This is a genomic window from Streptomyces sp. NBC_01515 (assembly GCF_045040345.1).
GTDB lineage: Bacteria > Actinomycetota > Actinomycetes > Streptomycetales > Streptomycetaceae > Streptomyces.
This window is the reverse complement of sequence record NZ_CP109416.1, coordinates 1902263-1924113: the sequence shown is the minus strand read 5'-3', so window position 1 is coordinate 1924113 and position 21851 is coordinate 1902263. Positions and strand designations below refer to the sequence as shown.

General features: G+C 71.7%; 19 protein-coding genes and 1 pseudogene. 10 read left to right on the top strand and 10 right to left on the bottom strand.

The features are described 5' to 3' along the window. Positions 1-189: 189 nt before the first annotated feature. From OG407_RS08435 to OG407_RS08420, 4 genes are read left to right on the top strand one after another with little or no spacing between them, the layout of a single operon-like run. Positions 190-777 carry a 2Fe-2S iron-sulfur cluster-binding protein gene (locus tag OG407_RS08435; protein ID WP_405856527.1) on the top strand — a complete coding sequence of 196 codons (588 nt, stop codon included), beginning with the start codon at positions 190-192 and terminating at the stop codon, positions 775-777. After that, positions 774-1766: an FAD binding domain-containing protein gene (locus OG407_RS08430; protein WP_405856525.1), complete on the top strand. Its 993-nt coding sequence runs from the start codon at positions 774-776 to the stop codon at positions 1764-1766. Before OG407_RS08435 ends, OG407_RS08430 begins: the two co-directional genes overlap by 4 nt. Continuing rightward, a complete protein-coding gene (locus OG407_RS08425) occupies positions 1763-3898 on the top strand; it encodes a xanthine dehydrogenase family protein molybdopterin-binding subunit (RefSeq protein ID WP_405856524.1) in 2136 nt (711 codons plus the stop codon). The genes OG407_RS08430 and OG407_RS08425 overlap by 4 nt, the downstream gene beginning before the upstream one ends. After that, the gene (locus tag OG407_RS08420) at positions 3891-5021 is read left to right on the top strand and encodes an XdhC family protein (RefSeq protein WP_405856522.1); all 1131 of its coding nucleotides are present in this window, start codon (positions 3891-3893) and stop codon (positions 5019-5021) included. The genes OG407_RS08425 and OG407_RS08420 overlap by 8 nt, the downstream gene beginning before the upstream one ends. A gap of 10 nt (positions 5022-5031) precedes the next feature. Here the strand turns inward: OG407_RS08420 and OG407_RS08415 are convergent, their stop codons facing one another. Continuing rightward, complete coding sequence (locus OG407_RS08415; protein WP_405856520.1) at positions 5032-5715, bottom strand: HAD family hydrolase; 684 nt, start codon at positions 5713-5715, stop codon at positions 5032-5034. Positions 5716-5734: 19 nt separating this feature from the next. Beyond that, positions 5735-6211 (bottom strand): Lrp/AsnC family transcriptional regulator, encoded by a 477-nt coding sequence (locus OG407_RS08410; protein WP_405856518.1) that lies wholly within the window; start codon positions 6209-6211, stop codon positions 5735-5737. A 189-nt stretch (positions 6212-6400) separates the two neighbouring features. Between OG407_RS08410 and OG407_RS08405 the strand changes: the two genes are divergently transcribed. Both OG407_RS08405 and OG407_RS08400 read left to right on the top strand, forming a co-directional pair. After that, the gene (locus OG407_RS08405; protein ID WP_405856516.1) at positions 6401-7894 is read left to right on the top strand and encodes an FUSC family protein; all 1494 of its coding nucleotides are present in this window, start codon (positions 6401-6403) and stop codon (positions 7892-7894) included. A 168-nt stretch (positions 7895-8062) separates the two neighbouring features. Next, complete coding sequence (locus OG407_RS08400; RefSeq protein ID WP_405856514.1) at positions 8063-9100, top strand: lactonase family protein; 1038 nt, start codon at positions 8063-8065, stop codon at positions 9098-9100. A 90-nt stretch (positions 9101-9190) separates the two neighbouring features. Here the strand turns inward: OG407_RS08400 and OG407_RS08395 are convergent, their stop codons facing one another. The 4 genes and pseudogenes from OG407_RS08395 to OG407_RS08380 form a co-directional block, all read right to left on the bottom strand. Further along, positions 9191-10114 (bottom strand): sirohydrochlorin chelatase, encoded by a 924-nt coding sequence (locus OG407_RS08395; protein ID WP_405856512.1) that lies wholly within the window; start codon positions 10112-10114, stop codon positions 9191-9193. A 95-nt stretch (positions 10115-10209) separates the two neighbouring features. Continuing rightward, complete coding sequence (locus OG407_RS08390) at positions 10210-11226, bottom strand: N-acetylglucosamine kinase (RefSeq protein ID WP_405856510.1); 1017 nt, start codon at positions 11224-11226, stop codon at positions 10210-10212. After that, positions 11223-11900 carry a uracil-DNA glycosylase gene (locus OG407_RS08385; RefSeq protein ID WP_405856508.1) on the bottom strand — a complete coding sequence of 226 codons (678 nt, stop codon included), beginning with the start codon at positions 11898-11900 and terminating at the stop codon, positions 11223-11225. Before OG407_RS08385 ends, OG407_RS08390 begins: the two co-directional genes overlap by 4 nt. Before the next feature lie 125 nt (positions 11901-12025). Further along, positions 12026-12187: pseudogene (locus tag OG407_RS08380) on the bottom strand (exo-alpha-sialidase); the annotation flags it as partial. Positions 12188-12467: 280 nt separating this feature from the next. Here OG407_RS08380 and OG407_RS08375 point away from each other — a divergent pair. Further along, positions 12468-13052: a hypothetical protein gene (locus OG407_RS08375; RefSeq protein WP_405856506.1), complete on the top strand. Its 585-nt coding sequence runs from the start codon at positions 12468-12470 to the stop codon at positions 13050-13052. Between the two features lie 89 nt (positions 13053-13141). Here OG407_RS08375 and OG407_RS08370 read toward each other — a convergent pair whose 3' ends face one another. After that, positions 13142-15196 carry a HEAT repeat domain-containing protein gene (locus tag OG407_RS08370; protein WP_405856504.1) on the bottom strand — a complete coding sequence of 685 codons (2055 nt, stop codon included), beginning with the start codon at positions 15194-15196 and terminating at the stop codon, positions 13142-13144. 86 nt (positions 15197-15282) lie between these two features. Beyond that, complete coding sequence (locus OG407_RS08365) at positions 15283-16950, bottom strand: acyl-CoA dehydrogenase family protein (protein WP_405856503.1); 1668 nt, start codon at positions 16948-16950, stop codon at positions 15283-15285. A gap of 74 nt (positions 16951-17024) precedes the next feature. Between OG407_RS08365 and OG407_RS08360 the strand changes: the two genes are divergently transcribed. Together OG407_RS08360 and OG407_RS08355 are read left to right on the top strand one after the other, a co-directional pair. Continuing rightward, the gene (locus tag OG407_RS08360) at positions 17025-17780 is read left to right on the top strand and encodes a PaaX family transcriptional regulator C-terminal domain-containing protein (protein WP_405856501.1); all 756 of its coding nucleotides are present in this window, start codon (positions 17025-17027) and stop codon (positions 17778-17780) included. 43 nt (positions 17781-17823) lie between these two features. Beyond that, positions 17824-18363, top strand: a complete 540-nt coding sequence (locus OG407_RS08355; protein WP_405856499.1) for a GNAT family N-acetyltransferase — start codon at positions 17824-17826, stop codon at positions 18361-18363. Positions 18364-18434: 71 nt separating this feature from the next. On the opposite strand, the gene OG407_RS08350 is transcribed toward OG407_RS08355, so the two are convergent. Together OG407_RS08350 and OG407_RS08345 are read right to left on the bottom strand one after the other, a co-directional pair. Then, a complete protein-coding gene (locus tag OG407_RS08350; protein WP_405856497.1) occupies positions 18435-19229 on the bottom strand; it encodes a pectate lyase in 795 nt (264 codons plus the stop codon). Positions 19230-19261: 32 nt separating this feature from the next. After that, the gene (locus OG407_RS08345) at positions 19262-20233 is read right to left on the bottom strand and encodes a polysaccharide lyase family 1 protein (protein ID WP_405856495.1); all 972 of its coding nucleotides are present in this window, start codon (positions 20231-20233) and stop codon (positions 19262-19264) included. Between the two features lie 238 nt (positions 20234-20471). Here OG407_RS08345 and OG407_RS08340 point away from each other — a divergent pair, with 238 nt between their 5' ends. After that, the gene (locus OG407_RS08340) at positions 20472-21797 is read left to right on the top strand and encodes a PHB depolymerase family esterase (RefSeq protein WP_405856493.1); all 1326 of its coding nucleotides are present in this window, start codon (positions 20472-20474) and stop codon (positions 21795-21797) included. Positions 21798-21851 lie beyond the last annotated feature (54 nt).

Here is a 21851-nt window from a genome sequence, read left to right as displayed (position 1 = left end):
TGTTAAGCGGACAGCTGTCCGTTAGGTTCCTGGGTAGCGGACAGCTGTCCGCTTAGAGCTCACTCTACCGGCAGACCGGGCCGCGCGAACGGCCGGACCGGTCACCGACCGACATTTTCGCGCGACCCGTGGGCTCACGGATCTCTCGTCCGACTTCGACGCGCCCCCACCCGCGAGAGAAGGCTGATCATGGCCCCATCGACGTCCAGCGTCATCACCCTGAACATCAACGGAGAGAAGCACACGCTGCCCGTCGATCACCGCACCACCCTGCTCGACGCCCTGCGCGAACACCTCGACCTCACCGGCACGAAGAAGGGCTGCGACCAGGGGCAGTGCGGGGCCTGCACGGTGCTGCTCGACGGCCGCCGGGTCGTCTCCTGCCTCCAGTTGGCGGTGGCCGCCGAGGGGCGCGCCGTCACCACCATCGAAGGCGTGGCCGACGGCGGCCGGCTGCATCCCGTGCAGCAGGCGTTCCTCGACCTGGACGGTTACCAGTGCGGTTACTGCACTCCGGGCCAGATCTGTTCGGCCCTCGCGGTGATCGAGGAGCACGCGGCGGGCTGGCCCAGCGCCGTCACCGCCGACGTACGGCCCGAGGCGGGGCCGCCACCCCTCACCGCCGAGGAGATCCGGGAGCGGATGAGCGGCAACCTGTGCCGGTGCGGCGCGTATGTGTCGATCGTCCAGGCGGTCGCCCGGGCCGCCGAGGCGCGGCGGACGGAAGCACCGCCGGCCGAGGAGAAGCAGGACGACGTCAAGGAGGCCGTGGCATGAGGGAGTTCGAGTACCGGCGGGTGCTCGACGTCTCCGGCGCGGTCGCGCTGCTCGACGCCGAGCCCGACGCCCGTTTCCTCGGCGGCGGCACCAATCTCGTCGACCTGATGAAGGCCGGCGTGGAGCGTCCCACGCGGCTCGTCGACGTACGCGAACTGCCCCTGGACCGCGTCGAGACGACACCGGACGGCGGCCTGCGCATCGGCGCCACCGTCACCAACAGCGACCTCGCCGCGCATCCCGAAGTGCGGCTCCGTTACCCGGCGTTGACCCAAGCGGTGCTGGCCGCCGCCTCCGGCCAGTTGCGCAACATGGCCACGGTCGGCGGAAATCTGCTCCAGCGCACCCGCTGCGCCTACTTCACCGACGTGACCCAGCCCTGCAACAAGCGGGCCCCCGGCAGTGGTTGCCCCGCGCTGAAGGGCGAGCACCGCAACCACGCGATCCTCGGCGCCTCCGAGCACTGCGTGGCCACCCACCCCTCCGACATGGCGGTGGCGCTGGCGGCCTTCGACGCGGTCGTGTCGTACGAAACCGCCGCCGGGCCGGGGGAGTTGGCGCTGACAGACCTCTATCTGCCCGTGGGCGACACCCCGCACCGCGAGACCGCGCTGCCGCCGGGCGCGCTGATCACCGGGGTCACGTTGCCATCCGCCCCGGTCGCCGCCAACTCCCGCTACCGGAAGGTGCGCGAGCGTGCCTCCTTCGCGTTCGCCATCGGCTCGATCGCCGCTGCCCTCGACGTGCGCGACGGTGTCGTGCGCGAGGTACGGCTCGCCTTCGGGGCGGTGGCGTCACGGCCGTGGCGGGCGCGGCGGGCCGAGCGGGTGCTGACCGGGGGACCGGCGAGCGCAGAGGCGTTCATGGCTGCCGCCGACGCCGAACTGGCCGCCGCCGAGCCGCTGTCGGACAACGCCTACAAGGTCACCCTGCTGCGCAATCTCGTCGTGGCCGTACTGACCGAACTCGCCGAGGAGACCGCTCGATGACCACCACGACTCAGGCCGTCCGGTCGACGGGTGCCTTCGGCACCGCCCACACCCGCGTCGAGGGACGGGACAAGGTCACCGGCGCGGCCCGCTACGCGGGCGACTTCCCCTTCGCCGAACTCGCCCACGGCTGGCTGGTGTTGTCCACCGTAGCCCGCGGCCGCATCCGCACCGTCCACGCCGATCCGGTGCTTGCGATGCCCGGAGTCCTCGCCGTCCTGCACCACGCGAACGCACCGCGTGTCACCACCGACTACATGAGTGTCGTGGGCCCGCCGGACCCGGCCCTCGGACTCTTCCAGCACGACCAAGTCCCCTACGTGGGCTGGCCGGTGGCGCTGGTCGTCGCCGAGACGTCCGAGCAGGCCAGGGAGGCCGCCGAGGCGCTGGTGGTCGACTGCGACGAGGAGCCGCACGACATCGCGTTCTACGCCGGGCACCCCGACGCCTACCTGCCCGCGGGCTCGCCCGCGGGACCGGCCGAGGTGGTGAAGGGCGACGTGGAGGACGCCCTCGCCCGGTCCGCCGTGGTCGTCGACGAGGAGTACACGACACCCGAGGAGCACCACAGCCCCCTGGAACCCCATGCCGCGACGGCCCGTTGGGAGGCCGGACGGCTCGACGTCGTCGACTCCAACCAGAGCACCGTGTGGGTGGCCGGCGAACTCGCGAAACTCTTCTCCCTCGACCCGGCCGCCGTGCGGGTGCGGTCCGAACACGTCGGCGGCGGCTTCGGATCCAAGGGGGTACGGCCGCACCAGGTGGCCGCCGCGATGGCCGCGACCGTTCTCCAGCGCCCGGTCCGCGTGGTGTTGACGCGCCGTCAGATGTTCTCCCTGGTCGGCTACCGCAGCCCCACCACCCAGCGTGTCAGGCTCGGCGCCGACCCCGACGGCCGGCTGCGCGCCCTCGACCACCAGGCACTCAGCCTCACCTCGACCGTGCACGAATTCGTCGAACCGAGCGCCGCGTTCGGACGCCCGCTGTACGACGCCGACGCTCACCGCACCGCCTTCCGGGTCGTACGGCTCGACCTGCCGACCCCCACCTTCATGCGCGCCCCGGGGGAGGCGCCGGGCTCCTTCGCGCTGGAGTCCGCGCTCGACGAACTCGCCGAGAAGTGCGGACTCGACCCGATCGCCCTGCGCGTCCGCAACGAACCCGCGGTGGGGCCCGTCTCCGGACTCCCCTTCAGCAGCCGCAACCTGCTCGCCTGCTTCGACGAGGGCGCCCGGCGCTTCGGCTGGGCCGACCGCGACCCCCGCCCCGGCGTGCGCCGCGACGGGCGCTGGCTGCTCGGCACCGGCATGGCCGCGTCCACCTTCCACGTCGGGGTCGGGCCGTCCACGGCGGCCGTCACCGCGGAGGCGGACGGCACCTACACCGTGCGGATCAACGCGACGGACATCGGCACCGGCGCCCGCACCGCGCTGACCCTGGTCGCCGCGGAGTCGCTGGAGACGGAGCCGGCCCGGGTCCGGGTGCACATCGGGGACAGCGACCTCGGAGCCGCGATGTTCGCGGGAGGCTCGATGGGCACCCGCTCCTGGGCCTGGGCGGTGATGCGGGCGGCGGCCGACCTGCGGGAGCAACTGGCCCTGGGCGGCGACATCCCGCCCGACGGCATCACCGCGCGAAGCGACACCGCCCAGGCCGTCGCCGCGCTCGCCAAGAAGGAACGGCACTCCTTCGGGGCGCAGTTCGCCGAGGTCGCCGTGGACGTCGCCAGCGGTGAGGTCCGGGTACGACGGCTGCTCGGCATCTTCGCCGCCGGACGCATCGTCAACCCGCTGACCGCGCGCGGTCAGTTCGTCGGCGGGATGATCTGGGGCCTCTCCATGGCCCTGCACGAGGAGGCGGTCCGCGACACGGCGTCCGGCGCCCAGGTCGGACCGGACCTCGCCAACTACCACTTCTCCGCCAACGCCGACGTACCGGCCATCGAGGCGGACTGGGTCGACGACCCCGACCCGGACGACCCGGTCGGCATCAAGGGCATCGGCGAGATAGGGGTCGTAGGGACCGCCGCGGCGATAGCCAACGCCGTCCGGCACGCCACCGGCGTCCGCCACCGTGCCCTGCCGATCCGCCCCGACCGGGTCCTGACCGCGGGCAGGGCGCCAAGTGCTTGACATCGCCGAGGAGTTGGACCGCTGGATGCGGGACGGCCGGGACTTCGCCGTCGCGACCGTCGTCGCCGTGGGCGGCAGCGCACCGCGCCCACCCGGCGCCGCGCTCGCCGTCGACACCGACGGCACGGTGATCGGCTCGGTCTCCGGCGGCTGCGTCGAGGGCGCGGTCTACGACCTGTGCGTGCGGGCACTCCAGGACGGCGAGCCGGTCCGCGAACGCTTCGGCCACAGCGACGAGGACGCCTTCGCCGTCGGCCTGACCTGCGGAGGGGTGATCGACGTCCTGGTCACGCCGGTCCACCCGGGCGATCCGCTGTTCAGCGCCGGGCTGGCGGCGGCGGCCCGGGGAGAGGCGGTCGCCCTCGCCCGGGTCGTCCGGGGTCCGGCCGAACTGCTCGGCCGCGCACTGCTGGTCCGCCCGGACGGTTCGTACGAGAGCGGTCTCGACGGACGCCCCCAGCTGGCGCGGACCGCCGCGGCGCAGGCCCGCGCGCTGTTGGACGTCGGCCGCACCGGGGTGGTGGAGATCTCGGCGGACGGCTCGCACTGCCCCGGTGGTCTGACCCTCTTCGTCGAGTCCAGCGTGCCCGCACCCCGCATGATCGTCTTCGGTGCCGTCGACTTCGCGGCGGCGCTGGTGCGGGCCGGCAAGTTCCTGGGCTATCGGGTGACCGTGTGCGACGCCCGGCCCGTCTTCGCCACCCGGAGCCGGTTCCCGGACGCCGACGAGATCGTGGTCGACTGGCCGCACCGCTACCTCCAGCACACGGCTACGGACGAGCGCACGGTCCTGTGCGTACTCACCCACGACGCCAAGTTCGACATACCGCTCCTCGGAGCGGCCCTGAGGCTGCCCGTCGCCTTCGTCGGAGCCATGGGCTCACGCCGAACCCACGAGGACCGTAACCGTCGGCTCCGGGAAGTCGGCGTCAGCGAGCGGGAGTTGGCCCGGCTGCGCTCTCCGATCGGTCTCGACCTGGGCGGCCGTACGCCCGAGGAGACGGCCCTGTCCATCGCGGCGGAGATCGTCGCCCTGCGCAACGGCGGCTCGGGCGTCCCGCTGACCGGCTCGGCGGCACCGATCCACCGCGACCGCGACAAGATCGTGCTGGGGGTGTCCTGAAGCGGACCGGTCAGTCCTCGGCGAGCCAGTCGTACGCCCCCTGCGCACTGAACTCGGCCTGCCCGCCCCGCAGTAGCAACCCCGCCGTCGCGAACTCGGGGGCGTCGGCCTGCGCGGCCACGTACGGGATCGCGATGCAGCGCATCCCGGCCGCGTGTGCCGCCGCCGCGCCCGGAGCCGCGTCTTCCAGGACCACACAGTCGGCCGGAACCGCGCCCAGTCGGCGCGCGGCCTCCAGGAAGACGTCCGGCGCGGGCTTGCCCCGGGCCACCTCGTCCGCCGAGACCGCGGTCCGCAACGACGCGTCGAGCCCGGTGCCGGTCAGGATCGCCTCGATGGCCTCCGGCGATGACCCGGACGCCACCGCCATCGGCACCCCCTCGGCCGCCAGCAGCTCCACGAACTTCCGCATCTCCGGGTACACGCGCGTGGCGGCCCGGGCCAGCGCCAGATAACGGCGGTTGGTCTCCGCGAGCAGCTCCTCCACCGGCGGCTTCAGGCCGTAGCGCTCCTTCAGGAGGACGAGGGTCTCCTGGGTGCTGATGCCGACGAAGCGCTCGTGCTGGGTCCAGGTGAAGTCCGGGACGCCGTGCTCGGCGAGGGTCTGCCGGGTGGCTTCGTAGTAGTTCGGCTCGCTGTCCACGAGTGTTCCGTCGAGATCGAAGATGACCGAGAGGCCGCTGAGGTTGCTCATGGGTTGAGGATGTCAAGGGTCATGTGCCGGCCGCGCGGCCGATCGACTCCACCAGCGGCAGCAGGCGGTGCGGGACGCGCTCGCGCAACACCATCTCGGTCCGGGTGCGGACCACTCCCGGCAGGCTGATCAGCTGCTGGATCACGTCCTCCAGATGGCCGTTGTCCCGCGCGACGACCCGGGTCAGCAGATCGCCGCCACCGGTGATCGAGAACGCCTCGACGATCTCCGGTACGGCGGCCAGCGCGTCCCCGACCTCGTCGAGATGCCCCTGCGTGACCTCGATGTGCACGAACGCGAGCACCGGGTGCCCGAGCGCGGCGGGGGAGAGGGAGGGGCCCGAACCGGTGATCACCCCGTCCCGCTCCAACCGGTCGAGCCGCGCCTGGAGCGTGCCGCGCGCGACGCCGAGCAGCCGGGCGTACTCGCGCACGCTGGTACGCGGCTGCTCCAGAAGCAGCCTGAGGATCCGGGTGTCGAGTTCGTCCACGCTCATGAGGCATGACTGTACCAATGGCCCAGTGAACTGCGACCGGGCCAATGGACCAGTGGATCGGGGGCCACTTGAGCCACTCGCCCCGATGATGCTCTCATGGTCATGTCGATGGCGCTGCGGACCTCCGCGGCGCCTTTTTCATGCCGGTGTCCACCGGCGTCCAGGGGTATGCGCAGGGGGCGGGCAGCAGTGCTGAAAAGGGTGTTCGTGGCTCCGGACCCGGGGCGCGTGCGGCTGCGGTTCGCCGCTCGGGCCGTCCTCGGCATCGGCCTCGCGGTCGTCGTCTGCGGGCTGACCGGGCAGTCCCTCGCGGGTGCCGTCACGGGTGGTCTGGCCGCGCTGCTCGCCCTGTTCACGGTGACGGACGCCACGGTGCACGGGCAGGCCGTCACCACCGCGCTGCTGCCCTGCGTGGGCCTGCCGGTGCTCGCCGCCGCGGCCGGACTGCACGACCACGCCGTCGCCCGCGACCTCACCTTCCTCGCGGTGGTCGGCGCCGGCGTCTACGCGCGCCGCTGGGGACCGCGCGGCCACAGCCTCGGCGTCTTCGCGTTCATGACCTTCTTCGTGGCCCAGTTCCTGCACGCGACCACGGACCAACTACCCTTGCTCTACGCGGCAGTTGGCCTCTCCGTGCTCACCGCGGCGACGGTCCGCTTCGGCTTCTGGTGCTACGAACGCCGACTGCCCCCGACCGCCGTACCCGCCCCAACTGTCGCTCGGGGCCTGGCCCGTGTGACCACGCGGCAAGCCGTCCAGGCGACCGCCGGTGCCGGATTCGCCCTCGTGGTGGGCCAGTTGGTGTCCGGGCAACGCTGGTACTGGGCCGTCGGCGCCACCTGGTGGATCTTCGTGAACACCGCCTCGCGCGGCGAGACCGTGGTCCGTGGCTTCCGCCGCGTCCTCGGCACGGTCCTCGGCATCGCCCTGGGCCTGCTCGTCGCCGTACCGGTCCACGGCGCCCCCGTCCCCACCGCGATCCTGGTCGCCGCCTGCGTCTTCGGCATCTTCTACTCGGCCGCCGTCTCCTACACCTGGATGATGCTCTCGGTGACCTTGATGGCAGAGCTGCTCTACGGCCTCCTCGGCGTCCTTAACCCTGGCCTGCTGGCGCTGCGGTTCGCGGAGACCGGCGTCGGCGCGCTCGGTGCCGTACTGGCCGTCCTCCTCGTCCTCCCGGTGACCACCCACACCACCACCGACGCCTGGATCCAACGCGCCCTGCGCTGCGTCCACACCTGCACCGCCGAGGCCGCCGCCCGCCTCGCCGGTTCCGCCACGGCCGACCCCGCCGGACGCGTCGCCGAACTGGAGCAACTCCTGGGCCGGGTACGGCTGTCCGTCGCCCCCCTCGTGCACCCGCTGAACCCCGCGCTCGGCCGCAAGCGCCGTGCCCGCCGGGTCGTCACCCTGCTCGACGACTGCGCCCGCGAGATCCGCGGCCTCGTCGCGGTGGCCGCCGACCCGGAGGCCTCGCACGATGCCCGCCTGGCCGCCGCCTGTTGGCGCGTGGAGACCGCGGTCGAGGCGCTCACCGACGGCGACGCGTCACACCTCACGGCCACTGCGGCCCGGCCACCCGTCGAGCCCGCGCTGGCCCACCTCCACGGCGTGGAACGCGCCCTCGCGGAACTGGCGGAGCCTCTGCGCGCACGGTCCGGTTCACGGCTCGTCGGAGCTTGAGCCGGTAGGGGGGGCGAGACCGGTACGGCCGGGCGGAGAAAGCTCCGGGATTTGGTCTAGACCGGTCATGATCGACTGCTACCGTCACCCCGACAGCACGCAACCGGCGCGCGGATCGGGTGCGCTGACAGGCGTACGGACCGGAGCACTGACCGAGAGGGGACAGCGGTGGCAGACGGCGACAGGCGGGGGCGGCGGGCCTTCATCGGGTCGTTCACGGCGGCGGGCGGCCCGGGTGTCGTCACGGCGGCCGTGGACGCGGACAGCGGCGCGCTGACCGTCCTGAGCAGTGTCAACGGCGTCCCCGACCCCTCGTACCTGGCCCTGGCGCCCGACGGGGACACGCTCTACGCCGTCAGTGAGACGGCCGAGGGCGCGGTGGCCGCGTACCGCGTGAACGGCGCCAAGCCCGAACCGCTCGGTTCGCCGGTGCGCGTGGGCGGCGCGGGGCCGACGTACCTGAGCCTGTTCGCGGGGCACGTCCTGACCGCCGACTACGGCTCCGGCAGCGTCACCGCCGTGCCGGTCCGGAGGGACGGCACCCTGGCGAACCGTCCCTCCGGACAGCTCCGGCACACCGGCTCAGGCCCGCACCAGCAGCGCCAGCAGGGCCCGCATGCCCACCAGATCCAGCCCGATCCGAGCGGCCGTTGGGCGGTGAGCGTCGACCTCGGGACCGACTCCGTGCGGGTGTGCACGCTGGAGGACGGACGTCCCGTACTGCACCGCGAGATCGCGCTCCGACCCGGCTCGGGCCCCCGCCACCTGGCCTTCCACCCCGACGGCGCCCACGCCTACGTCCTCAACGAACTCACGCCGACCGTCACCGTCTGCCGCTGGGACGCCGAGAGCGGCTCACTGAAGCCGCTGACCGAGGTGCCGGTCCTGCCCGGCCCGCCGGACGGCGACGCCGCCTACCCCTCGGGCATCGTGACCTCGCCGGACGGCCGCTTCGTCTGGACGGCGACCCGCGGCGAGGACGTGCTGTCCGTGCTCGCCGTCGAGGGCGACGGGCTGCGGCTGGTCGGCACGGTGCCCTGCGAAGGCCACTGGCCGCGCGCGCTCACCGAGGCCGGCGGTCACCTGTACGTCGCGAACGAGCGCTCCGGAGACGTGACTTGGTTCACCGTCGACCCCGCCACGGGCGTTCCGCGCCGCGGCGGCTCGATCAAGGTGACCGCCGCGTCCTGCGTGGTCTTCGACTGACCCGCTGTCGTCCTCACCGCATGCCGAAGGGCCCGCTCCCGCGTGAGGAGGGGCCCTTTCGGCGCTACGGCGTACGCGTGCGGGGGTCGATCAGCGAACCGGAGCGCCCTGCGGCTGCGGCGGGGCGATACCCAGCGCCATCGTGTACTTGGCGAGCGCGAGCTTGCCGATCGCCGGGTACGGACCGAGCGCCTCGGCGGAGGCACAGCCGGCCTCGGCGGCAGCCGCCTCCAGCAGACCCGGGTCGATCTCGGGACCGATCAGATACGGCGCCAGCGCCAGGTGCTGAGAGCCGGATCCGCGCAACTGCTCCGCGATCGCCGCGATCGAGCCTTCCTGGTCCAGAGCCGCAGCCATCACCGGCACGGCGAGCCGCGCGGCGAGCAGCATGCCGGTGATCCCGGCCGCCTGCACGGCCTCCTCGCCGCCCACGGACGCGAGGACGATGCCGTCCGCGGCGGTGGCCACGGTGAACAGCCGGGCGCGGTCGGCACGGGCCAGACCCGCCTCGGACAGCCGCACGTGCAGCGCCTCGGCGAGCAGCGGATGCGGGCCCAGCACATCGGTCAGGTCGGCCGCGACACGGCTGTCCATGACGGCCTGGCGGACCTGACGCAGCAGCGCGCTGTCCGGACCGGCGAGCAGCGGCACGACGACGGCCACCGGCCCGTCGGGCTCCTTGACGTCGGCACCGGCGGCCCTGGCCTGCTCGAAGCGGGCGGTGCGCTCTTCAGCGGCGTGCGCGAGCACGGACGTCAGCGTGGGGAACTCGGAGTCGTCCCCGTCGAGATAACCGATACGGCCGTCGAGACCGGGCAGCTCGGAGCGCGCGATGCTCACGACCTCCTCGGCGAGGCTGCGCGTGGCGGCGCTGGGCGTGCCCGGCACGGCCAGAACCAGCGCGGGCGCGCCCTCGGGAGCCGCCAGTTGCTCGGGTCGGCGGTGCCGCCCGGGCTGGCGAGGTCGCGGCATTCGTACTGGCAGGCCGGACGCGGGCCCAGTGGGGGAGCTCATGGCGAGGCATGTTACTGGCTTCCTGGGCTCCCCTGTTCGGGGAGGGTGCAGGTGAGCGGTATCCGTCCTGTTTTGTCTGATGAGTTACGTACGGATCAGAAGCGATCACCTTGTCCCTTTGGGCTCACCACGGACAACATCACGTCGTCACGCGGCAGCGCGAGCGCGCCCGCGGCAAGATCACGCGCGATCCGCACGGCACCGTCCAGCGGATCACCCTCCGCCGGAACCACCCGTGCATGCGGCAGCCGCTTCGCCAACTCCGCGTGCAGCGGTACGAGGAGAGGCTCGCCCATCTTGAACAGCCCACCGGTGAGCGCGACTTGGGGCTCGCCGGTGACCGGGCAGACCGCGACGGCGGACTCGGCCATGTGTCCGGCCGCCGCGCGCAGGATGCCGGCCGCCACCGGGTCGTCCGGCGCGCACTCGGCGACACGGGGCGCGAAGGCCGCGAGTACGGCGGGTCGATCCGACCGCGGATACAGCTGGCCCGGCAACCCCGCCATCGCCCCGAACTGCTCCTCGGCACAGCTCAACAACGCCGTGGAACCACCGTCCCGCCCGTCGTACGCACGCAGCGCCGCCTCCAGCCCGGCCCGCCCGATCCAGGCCCCGCCACCGCAGTCACCGAGCAGATGCCCCCAGCCGTCGGCTCTTCGCCACCCGGTGAGATCGGTGCCGATGGCGATGAGTCCGGTCCCGGCGGCGATCACGGCACCGGGCCGTGCCCCGAGGGCACCCACATAAGCGGTGACGGCATCAGCGGCGAGCGCGACCGTCCGCACCCCGAACTCCCGCGCCAACGCGCCCGGCAACTCGTCCCGCAACCCGTCCCCGAGGGTGGCGAGCCCGGCGGCCCCGATGACGGCCGTGCCCACCTCGAACACCTCGGGCTTTTCGGCCAACGCCCGGACCATGGGGACCAGTTGCTCCATGAAATGCCCGGGATCGATCCCGCGCGCACCGGTCCGAAGGGGTTCCCCGGAGGAGAGCGGGCCGGATCTCCGGCCACTACCGACCTCGCCCACGACGACACGGAGCCCAGAGCCTCCCGAGTCCACGGCGAGGAATCTGCCCACGGCATCCGGTGAACCGTCCCCCGGAACCGTCACGGCAGACGCCAGTCCACCGGTTGACCTCCCTGCCGGACCAGCAGGTCGTTGGCGCGGCTGAAGGGGCGGGAGCCGAAGAAGCCGCGGTCGGCCGACATCGGGGACGGATGCGAGGACTCCACCGAGGGCAGGTCGCCGAGGAGAGGCCGGAGGTTGCGGGCGTCACGGCCCCACAGGATCGACACCAACGGCTTGCCGCGCGCCGCCAGCGCCCGTATCGCCTGCTCGGTGACCTCTTCCCAGCCCTTGCCGCGATGGGCGGCCGGACTGCGCGGGGCGGTGGTGAGCGCCCTGTTGAGCAGCAGCACCCCCTGCTGGCTCCACGGGGTCAGATCGCCGTTGGACGGCTGGGGCAGCCCCAGATCCGTGTTCAGCTCCCGGTAGATGTTGAGCAGGCTCGGCGGCAGCGGACGTACCTCGGGGGCCACCGAGAACGACAGCCCCACCGCATGCCCCGGAGTCGGGTAGGGGTCCTGTCCGACGATCAGGACGCGGACGTCGTCGAAGGGCTGTTGGAAGGCTCGGAGGACATTCGGTCCGGCCGGTAGATAGGTGCGCCCCGCGGCGATCTCCGCGCGCAGGAAGTCCCCCATCTCGGCGACGCTTCCGGTCACGGGTTCCAGGGCTTTCGCCCAGCCCGGTTCGACGATCTCATGCAACGGTCGTGGTGCCACGGGCGTCACCCTACTGCCGTACAGGGACCGGCGATCAACCGGTGCGCGAAGCCCGACCGGGAACGACCGAACCGGCGCCGCATCTGAACGCAGCCCGCCCTGCCGGGAGTTGACCTCCCGTAAACTCCCGCCCTCAGTTCCGGTGTCGGCCCGCGAGTGTCGACGGCGACCGAATACAGTGCCTGCGCCGTGAAGTTCGGACTCTCGTCGGGCTCCCAGTCCTCGCCCCGCCTGTACCCGATGAACAGGCCTTTTCGCGTGCCCGCCGTGTGCAGAGCCTCTGTCATGCCGATCACCCCCGCTGCGTTTTTGGCGACTTCGCCCCCATCACCACCAAGTCTGCACCCGACCACTGACAGTCACCCCTGGAACTGGCGTCACCGCAGCTCAGGAGGCCAATACCGGTCCGCGGGTCGGATGTGCGAGGCCTTTCCGTGAAGCGCCTGCGGGAGTCCGGGCAGCCATGGGAACGTCGAGTCGGGGTACTCGTCGTGAGCATCGAGGAGACGTCTCCCGTATGGGAGGGCGGTTCGGCATGTCAGTGCGTTCATGAGGAGGATGCCTTCGATGGCGTTCCGAGGTCCGAAGGTGTGGCTGTGGCGGTGGCGGCGGAATCCGCTCAAGCGTCGTGCCGATGCGGTGGAATCGTGGATCGTGCTCGGCGCCTGGCTGATCACCGTCCTCGCCGGTGTGCTCGCCGGTCTGACGGCGACCCAGTCCGTCGAACACGAACTGGCCCAGGAACGCGTCGACTGGAAACCCGTGGTGGCCCTGGTGGTCCAGGACGCGCCGGGCCCCGCCCCGGCGAACTCCAGCAGGACGAGCGGCGAACCGGTCTGGGCGAAGGTCCGCTGGACGGCCGTTAACGGCTCCTCGCACACCGGCCAGATACGCGTCCCCTCCGGAAGCGCGATAGGCACTCCGGTGACCGTCTGGACCGACCCGCAGGGCCACCTGGTCACCAAGCCCGCCAGCGCCTCGCAGGCCAAGCTGCGGGCCGTACTGATCGGCACCCTCCTGGGAGTGGGCGCGGCGGCCGTCCCCTTCGTCGGCGCCCGGGCCCTGCGCGTCCGGCTGGAACGCCGACGCATGGACCAGTGGGACGAGGAGTGGGCCCGCTTCGGCCCCCTGTGGGGCCGCAAGACGGGCTGAACGCCCGGCACCGCGGCGTCGCCGAGCCCCTGGCCTGCGGATCGCAGCCGGGGGCCCTCGCCGTGCCCACCGGACAGACCCACCCGATCTCAAGCCGCCCGCACCTCCCGGCACACCTCCAACAGCCGCTCGTCCTCCAGAATGTCCAGGCCTCCGTGCCCGCCCGACCGCACCAAATGCCGTCGCGGAGCGGTGAGTTCCGCCTCCACCAGGTCGTGCAGAGGTGACCCGGCCACCTCCATGTCGACCAGACACGCGGCAACAGCGCCCCGCACAACCGGATGCTCCACCCAGGCCGAACGCAGCACCGGAAGTACCCCCTCCACCTCCCCGCTGACCCGCCACAGCGCGCACGCCCCCGCCGTCCGCTCCCACACGCACTCCGCCTCGATCAGCCGCGCCAACCCGGGCGCCGCGGCCCGCGCGGCCGACCCCAGCCGGGCCAGCGCCTGCGCGGCAGCCCGGCGCCGTTGCGGGTCCGGTTCCGCCAACTCCCGTATGAGCACGGGCAGTACGGCCGAGACATCCCCCTCCACCGACCACAGGGCACCCGCGGCGACACCGGCGCACTCGGACTCCAACAGCCTCCGCAGCACCGGTACAACCCCCTCCGCGCCACCCCCGAACACATCGATCGCCCGTACCGCCGACTCCACGACCCGGCGCCTCGACCGCACCCCGTCCGCCATCCCGCCCAACAGCCGCAACACCTCCGGCACGGCCTCCCGATCGGCGAGCGCGGTCAGCGCCGACAGCAGCGGTACGGCACGGTCGTAGGTCTCGGGGGAGTCGAGGGGGACCTGACCGAGCCGGTGTCGCAACGCCGGGGCGAGCGGTGCGGCGGTGCGGCCGAGGTGGACGATCACGCGGCCCAGGTCGTCGGGTACGGCCGGCTGCGCGAGGACCTGGGCCAGTACTGGTGTCGCCCGTGGATCGCCGCTGCGGGCAAGGGACTTGAGCGGGCCGCCCAGGGTCGACGCCCGGCGTTCCCAGCGGTGCACCCACAGGTCGGGCCGGGAGGTCACCAGCGCGTGGAGGTGATCGCCGGCGGGCGCGGCCAGGTGGAAGAGATCGCCCAGGACCGACACCGCGGCATCGCGCAACCGGTCCGACACCGCCGCGCCGAGCAACGGATGTGCCCCCGCGTCCAGTTGCTCACCGATCAGCTGGACGGGCACCGTGTAGTCGGCCCGCCACTCGCGGAACAACCCCGCCGACATCCACACCCCGTTGCACCGGTCGGCCGGGTCCGGGCTGGTCAGCTGCCCTTCCAGCAGGGCGATCCGGTCGCCCACCCGCCCGCCGAGCGCGGTGTGCAGCGTACGCAACAGCAGTGCGCCCTCCTCGTCCGAGGGCCGCAGCCGCCGTAACCGTCCGGCGAGCGTGTCCGGGTCCGGGTGGTCGCTCTCGGTCGGTGTCGCGCGGCCCGACCGGCGCTGCTCGGACCGCTCCCCGAGCAGTTCGACGACGGTCGGGACCAGGTCGGCGGGGAGCAGATCGGGTGCGCAGCCCGCGAGTTGGCCGAGCGATGCGAGCCGTAGACCGGGGTCGTACGGCGGCGTGCCGAGCATCAGCAGGATGTCCAGCGCCTCGGGGGCCTGGTCCGGGTGCCGGCGTACGAACAGGCCGACGCTCTCGGTGAGGGCGAGCAGGACCCGGTCGTCGCGCTCGACGGCGATCCGCCGGCGCAACAGGCCCAGCACGCGCGCGGGTTGGCCGAGAAACCGGACGAGCGCTTCGGGCGCCGCGCGGCGCACGCCGGAGTCCCGGTCCCCGAGGAGGGCGACGAAGACCTCGGCACCCGCGCGGACGGCGGCATCGGCCGACCCGCGCCCGTCACCCGTATCCACCACCTCCCCCTCCGGTGGGTGCCCCTGTCCGATGCTGACCAGAAGTTCCACCAACCCGCCCCGGTCCGCGACCTCTTCGCAGGCGGCGAGCGCGAGCAGAAACGGAACGCAGGCGAGCGTCGAGTCGTACGCGATCCCCTGGTGGTGCACCGCGCCGTACATCCCGTCGAGCGCGCTCGCCCGCTCGGCGGGGTCCGTGGAGGCCAGTCCCCGGAGCAGTCCGGGCACGTCCTCCGCACTGCCGTACGCATGCCGCAGTGAGGCCCAGCCGACCTCGTCGATCCCCGTGAACACGTTGTCCTCCCCAGGCGCAGTGCCAACTGATCGCGAGTCTGCACCACGCCACTGACAACGAAGCGGAATCGGGGGGTAACCGAGGGTCAGTCTTCTTCGGGCAGGGCGCGGGCGAGGATCGTGTCGAGGTCGGCGGAGTCGGGGAGGGTGCCGAAGGTGTGCCCCCAGTCGCCGGCCAGCCGGGTCGCGCAGAAGGCGTCGGCGACCGCGGCCGGGGCGTGTCGTACCAGGAGGGAGGCCTGGAGGGTCAGCGCCATCTGCTCGACGAGACGGCGGGCCCCCGTCTCGGTGGCCTCGCGCAACCCGCTCTTCAACCGGCTGACGGCCGCGTCCAGGCGCGCGTCCGAGCCCTGCGCCAGGGCGAGTTCGGAGAACAGCGCCTCCGCCGGGCCGGCGTCGCGGCTCAACGCCCGTAGTACGTCAAGGGCGTTGACGTTCCCGGAGCCCTCCCAGATGGAGAGGAGAGGCGCCTCGCGGTAGTGGCGGGGCATGCCCGAGTCCTCGACGTAGCCGTTGCCGCCGAGGCATTCCAGGGCCTCCGCCGTGAAGGCCGGGCCGCGCTTGGTGACCCAGTACTTGCCGACGGCGGTGGCGATCCGGCGGAACGCCGACTCGGCGCCGTCCCCGCGCACCGCACGGTCGGCCGCGCCCGCCAGCCGTAGCGTGAGCGTCGTGGCGGCCTCCGACTCCAGCGCAAGGTCGGCCAACACGTTCCGCATCAGGGGCTGTTCGAGCAGTCGGGCGCCGAACGCGGACCGGTGCCGCACATGGTGACCCGCCTCGACGAGCGTCTTGCGCATGAGAGTTGCCGACATCATCACGCAGTCCAGGCGGGTGCAGTTGACCATCTCGATGATGGTTTTGACGCCACGCCCCTCGGGCCCGACCAGCCAGGCGACGGTCCCGTCGAACTCGGGCTCCGAGGACGCGTTGGACCGGTTGCCCAGCTTGTCCTTCAGTCGCTGGATACGGAACGTGTTGCGGCTGCCGTCGGGCAGCACACGCGGCACCAGGAAGCATGACAGTCCGTCAGGCGCCTGAGCCAGCACGAGGAACACGTCGCACATCGGCGCCGACGTGAACCACTTGTGCCCGCGCAGGGTGTACACGCCGGGTTCGGCGGTGGGGGTGGCCGTCGTGGTGTTGGTGCGGACGTCGGAGCCGCCCTGCTTCTCGGTCATCCCCATCCCGGCCAGCAGCCCACGCTTCTCGGTCGGGACGCGCAGGACCGGGTCGTACACCCGGCTGGTCAGCAACGGTTCGTAGATCGCGGCGAGTTCGGGCGTGGCGCGCAGGGCGGGGACGGCGGCGTACGTCATCGACGTCGGGCAGCCGTGCCCGGCATCGGTGTGTCCCCACACCAACCCCCGTGCGGTACGGGCCACATGGGCGCCGGGGCGTTCGTCCGCCCAGGGCGCTCCGGCCAGCCCCTCGGCGACGGCGACGCCCATCAGCCGGTGCCAGCTCGGGTGGAACTCGACCTCGTCGATCCGGTTGCCGTAGCGGTCGTGCGTGCGCAGCTCCGGTTCATGCCGGTTCGCCTGCTCACCCCACTCCTGCGCCTCCTCGCTGCCCGCCGCCCGACCGAGCCGCCGTACGTCCTCCTCGGCCCAGCCGGCACCCTCCCGGCGCAGCCCCTCCAGCAGGGCCGCGTCCTCGGAGGCGTCGTACGGGGTCAGGGGCGGGGGCTGGTTGGTGACGTCGTGCGTGGCGTTCCGCGGCTGCGGCGGTATGTGCGCGAGTGTCTGGGCCATGGCATCAGTGTTGCACTATCTCCGCGACCGCATCAATGATGTAACAAGAGAATCGCCACGTAGAGTACGAGGCCATGCGGATGAACGTGTCAGAAGGGCCCGGCGAGGTGGACCTGCGCCCGCTGTCCGCGCGGTCGGTCGTCCTCAGCCTGCTGCTGGGCACGCACCCGCCCGAGCTGCCTGTACGGGATCTGCTGCGCGCCGTGGAACCGCTCGGGGTCGCCGGCTCCACGCTGCGGGCCGCGCTCAGCCGGATGGTGGCCGCCGGAGACCTGCGGACCACGGACGCGGTCTACCGGCTCAGCGACCGCCTGCTGGAACGCCAGCGCCGCCAGGACGCCGCCGTACACCCCGAGACCCGTCCCTGGGACGGCGACTGGGAGATGGCCGTCGTCACCGCGACCGGCCGCGGCCCCGCTGAACGCGCCGACCTGCGCGGCAAGTTGACCGCCCTTCGGCTCGCGGAACTCCGTGAGGGAGTCTGGCTCCGCCCGGCCAATCTCCTACGACCCCGACCGGACGAACTCGGCGCGGTCGCCCGGCACTTCACCACCCGCCCCGAGGAACCCGCCCGCGAACTGGCGGCTGACCTATGGCCACTTGAGGCCTGGGCGAAGACGGCCGAGGCGCTGCTCGACCGGATCGCCGCCACCGCGGACCACCCGGCCGGCCGCTTCACCGTACTCGCCGCCGCCGTGCGGCACTTGCTCGCGGACCCGGTCCTGCCCACCGAACTCCTGCCCGCCGACTGGCCGGGCGCGGCTCTGCGCACCGAATACACGCGCCGTCGGCGGGAGTTGATCGCGACCACGCTGGGGAACCCGGCATAGGCCGCTTCGCCAGGTCGGTTTGACGGTCTGTTAGCGTGCGCGGATGGAAGATCTGGGACTCGCGGACTGGCCGCCCGAGCCGATCGGAACCGGACGACTCGTGCTCCGTGGGTCGGAGGCGCGGGACCGAGCTACGTTCATCGAACTGCTCGCCTCCGCAGAGGTGCACACCTACCTCGGCGGTCCCCACCCGCGTGACGAACTTGAGCGCAAGACGCCCGAGGTGCCCGAGCACCGGCCCGGGAGCCTCGTCGTCGAACTCGACGGGTCGATGATCGGCCTGATCCTGCTCAGGAGGGCAACCGGGCACATCCGCCCCTCCGCTGATGGGAAGGTCGATCTCGGCTACCTGTTCCTGCCGCGGGCGTGGGGATTCGGATACGCCGCCGAGGCGTGCGCGGCGGCACTCGACTGGCTCGACGGCGTCCTTCCCGGCGAGCCCGTGGTGCTCACCACCCAGACCGCCAACGCCCGTTCGATGCGGCTCGCGGCGAAACTCGGCTTCACCGAGGTGGAGCGGTTCGAGGCGTGGGACGCCGAGCAGTGGCTCGGCATGCGGTCAACGGCCGCGCTGCCGGGCTGAGTTCGTGCCGGAGCGGCCGTGCGAAGCGCCGTGCGGGGACACTCCGTACGGCCGCCGTCACCGTGGGGGGCTCACTTGTACGTGATGTCAGACGACGCGTACTTGCAATAAGTCCCGTCCGCACCCGTGCCGTTGGTCGTCGGCTCCGCGCCCGTGTTGTTCCCGATGTACTTCTGGCAGGGGATCATCTTCTTGCTGGTGTCCCCGACGATCGTGATGGCCTTCAGGGTCGCGCTGTCACCGTAGTTGGTGTTGATGCCGACGATCCGGCTGCCCTTGTAGGTCGCCTCGATGGTGTTGAGGTTGATCGTGCGCTTGTACTGCGTCTTGCAGTTGCCGCACGAGCGGACGAACGTACCGAAGGTCTGCGCCGCGAAGTTGGAGACGTTGAGCGTCCCGGCGCCGTTGAACTGGAACACCTTGTCGCTGGCCTGCTTCGCGCCACCGCCGGAGACGGTGTACACGTTGGACGACGAGGAGCCCAGGAAGGTGGCAGCGTCCTCACCGACGTCCTCCCACCAGACGTTCTGCAATGTGCAACTGCCCAGGCAGTGGATGCCGTCGGCGGCGGGCGAGCCGATGATGACGTTCTTGACGACGGCACCGGCGGCCAGCTCCAGGATGGGTCCCTGGTCCTCGTCCTGGCTGCCCGTGCCCAGGTCGCCGCTGCCGTACAGGCGCAGCATCCCGTAGTCCTTGGTGCCCGAGACCGAGATCGTCGAGGTCACCGCCTGGCTGCCGCTCGCGGTGGGCCAGGTGGCGGCACTGGCCGGCGAGAGCGTGCCGGATGCCATGACCATGCCAATGGAGAGGCCGAAGGCGGTCAGTGCGCCGGTCAGTACGCGCGGTCGTACGGAAGAAGTCATGTCCCGATTCCTTCTCCGAGGTGGGGGAGTGGTCAGAGCTTTCCGGTGCCCGCGCCCGCGGTCACCGAGGCGACGACGGTCGAGGCGGGCTCGGCGGTGTAGCTGTACGGCGGGCTGGTGAACGTGCCGACCTGCGAGATCTCCGTGGCGGCTCCACCGAGGTCGTTTCCGCTGAGGTTGGCGTAGCCGTCCACGTCGCTGTCCCGGTTCGTCGTGACGGCGACCTCCGTGTCCCGGAAGACGTTGTTCTGGACGAACATCTGGGCGCCCATGCGCGAGTGCACGGCCGTCTCGGCGCCGACGACGTAGTTGTCGTAGAAGTGCCCGGTGCCGAAACGCAGGCTGGGGATACGGGAGTTGACCTGGTCGAACCAGTTGTGGTGGTACGTCACCCGCAGATGCCCGGTGTCCTCGCTCGCGTTGTTGTCGCTGTGGCCGACGAGCGAGCCCTTGTAGTGGTTCTTGAAGGTGTTCCAGGAGACGGTGACGTAGTCGGAGGCGTGCGTGATGTCGAGCAGGCCGTCGTAGTAGTCCTTGCCGTGGTCGAGGTCGGACGAGAAGGCGTTGTGGTCGATCCACACCTTCGTCGACGCCTGCACGGTGATGCCGTCGGCGGGCGCGACCGGCTTGCTGATGTTCAGGTTGCGGACGACGACGTTCGTGACCTTCTTCAGGCGCAGCCCGCCACCGGTGAACCCGGACGCCGAACCGACGCCCAGGACCGTCGTGTTGGACCCGATGTCGACCTGACCGCTCAGCGAGATCAGGCCGTTGACCTTGACCACCTTCGAACTGCTGCCGGTGACAGCCGACTTGAAGGCGTCCGGCGTCGACACCGTGACCGCCGAGGCGCTGCCGCCACCGGTCGTCCCGGCACCGAAACCGACCGGCGAGGCATCGGCCGCGGAGGCGGACTGGGGGATCGTGAGCACGGCTGTCGCGGCGAGGGCGACCGCCGCCAGAACTGATCGTCGTGGATGTGTACGTGGGGGGCGAGTACGCATGCGGGTGCGTCCCTTCCGGGGAAGTGGGGTGATCATCTACGTGAACGATGTACGCCATGAAGGACCGCGCGGTCACACTTCTGAACGGAACGTAGGGTGCAAGCGCTTTCTAGTCAACGCCTGTGCAGAAACTATTCGAAGCGTGGGAGCGCTTCCATGGCATCCGTGTCCATGCCACGATGCCGATTGTTCGCCCCGAAAGATGCCGCACGAGCCGCGATCAGGAAGGGACGATGACGTGCGCCCCACAGCCGCCGACACCCTCAAGTGCTCCGGAAAACCGCCGCGTTCGGTACTCGTCGCCCTCTTCGGAGCGCTGGTGCCCTTACTCGCGGCCCTGACTCTCCTGGCACCCCCGGCCGCCGCCCGCACCGAGGCCGTCCCCACCGCCACCCTCACCGAGGTCACCGGCTTCGGCGTCAACCCCAGCAACCTGCAGATGTACGTGTACGTCCCGGCCACCGTCACCGCGCACCCGGCGGTCGTCGTGGCCGTGCACTACTGCGGGGGATCGGGCCCGGCGATGTACTCCGGCACCGAATACGCCTCGCTGGCCGAGCAGTTGGGGTTCATCGTCGTCTACCCGTCGGTCGCCCGCGCCAGCAAGTGCTTCGACGTCTCCTCGCCCCAGGCCCTGCACCGCGACGGCGGCAGCGACCCGGTCGGCATCAAGTCCATGGTCGACTGGGTGACCTCCACCTACTCCGCCGACAGCTCCCGCGTCTACGCCCTGGGCATCTCCTCCGGCGCGATGATGACGAACGTCCTGCTCGGCGACTACCCCGACGTGTTCGCGGCGGGCGCCGCCTTCGCCGGCGTGCCGTTCGGCTGCTTCGCGACCACCGACGGCTCCGAGTGGAACACCGCGTGCGCGAACGGCACGGTCATCCAAACCCCGCAGCAATGGGGCGACTTGGTCCGGGGCGCCGACCCCGGCTACACCGGCCCGCGTCCCCGCATGCAGCTGTGGCACGGCACAGCGGACGACACGCTGCGCTACCCCAACTTCGGCGAGGAGATCAAACAGTGGACCAACGTGCTGGGCGTCAGCCAGACCCCGGCCGCCACCGACTCCCCGGCGACCGGCTGGACCCGCACCCGCTACGGCGCCACCGGTGACCAGGCCCCCGTCGAGGCGATCAGCCTCCAGGGCGTCACCCACAACCTCTACGCCTACGGCATGGGCGCCCGCGTCCTCACCTTCTTCGGCCTGAGCGGCGGCGGCACCACACCCCCGCCCTCGACCGGTCCCTGCAAGGTGACCGTCACGACCAGCGCCTGGAACACCGGCCTCACCGCCTCCGTGACCATCGCCAACACCGGTACAAATGCCGTCAACGGCTGGCAGTTGGGCTTCATCCTGCCCACCGGACAGGCCATCACCAACGGCTGGGGCGCCACGTACACCCCCACCTCCGGCACGGTGACGGCCACCAACGCCTCGTACGACGGCACGATCGCGCCCAACGCGAGCGTGACCATCGGCTACCAGGCGAACCACACCGGCAACAGCGCGCCGCCGACGGCCTACACGCTCAACGGGACCGCCTGCACGGTCGGTTGACCCCGTCCAGGGTGCGTGCCCGTCACCTCCGGTGCGCACCCTCGTCCCCAACTC

Excerpts from the sequence above, each read along its gene's own strand:
- OG407_RS08435 (WP_405856527.1), top strand. The coding sequence starts at position 190 with ATGGCCCCATCGACGTCCAGCGTCATCACCCTGAACATCAACGGAGAG.
- OG407_RS08430 (WP_405856525.1), top strand. The coding sequence starts at position 774 with ATGAGGGAGTTCGAGTACCGGCGGGTGCTCGACGTCTCCGGCGCGGTC.
- OG407_RS08425 (WP_405856524.1), top strand. The coding sequence starts at position 1,763 with ATGACCACCACGACTCAGGCCGTCCGGTCGACGGGTGCCTTCGGCACC.
- OG407_RS08415 (WP_405856520.1), bottom strand. The coding sequence starts at position 5,715 with ATGAGCAACCTCAGCGGCCTCTCGGTCATCTTCGATCTCGACGGAACA.
- OG407_RS08410 (WP_405856518.1), bottom strand. The coding sequence starts at position 6,211 with ATGAGCGTGGACGAACTCGACACCCGGATCCTCAGGCTGCTTCTGGAG.
- OG407_RS08395 (WP_405856512.1), bottom strand. The coding sequence starts at position 10,114 with ATGAGCTCCCCCACTGGGCCCGCGTCCGGCCTGCCAGTACGAATGCCG.
- OG407_RS08375 (WP_405856506.1), top strand. The coding sequence starts at position 12,468 with ATGGCGTTCCGAGGTCCGAAGGTGTGGCTGTGGCGGTGGCGGCGGAAT.
- OG407_RS08365 (WP_405856503.1), bottom strand. The coding sequence starts at position 16,950 with ATGGCCCAGACACTCGCGCACATACCGCCGCAGCCGCGGAACGCCACG.
- OG407_RS08360 (WP_405856501.1), top strand. The coding sequence starts at position 17,025 with ATGCGGATGAACGTGTCAGAAGGGCCCGGCGAGGTGGACCTGCGCCCG.
- OG407_RS08355 (WP_405856499.1), top strand. The coding sequence starts at position 17,824 with ATGGAAGATCTGGGACTCGCGGACTGGCCGCCCGAGCCGATCGGAACC.
- OG407_RS08350 (WP_405856497.1), bottom strand. The coding sequence starts at position 19,229 with ATGACTTCTTCCGTACGACCGCGCGTACTGACCGGCGCACTGACCGCC.
- OG407_RS08345 (WP_405856495.1), bottom strand. The coding sequence starts at position 20,233 with ATGCGTACTCGCCCCCCACGTACACATCCACGACGATCAGTTCTGGCG.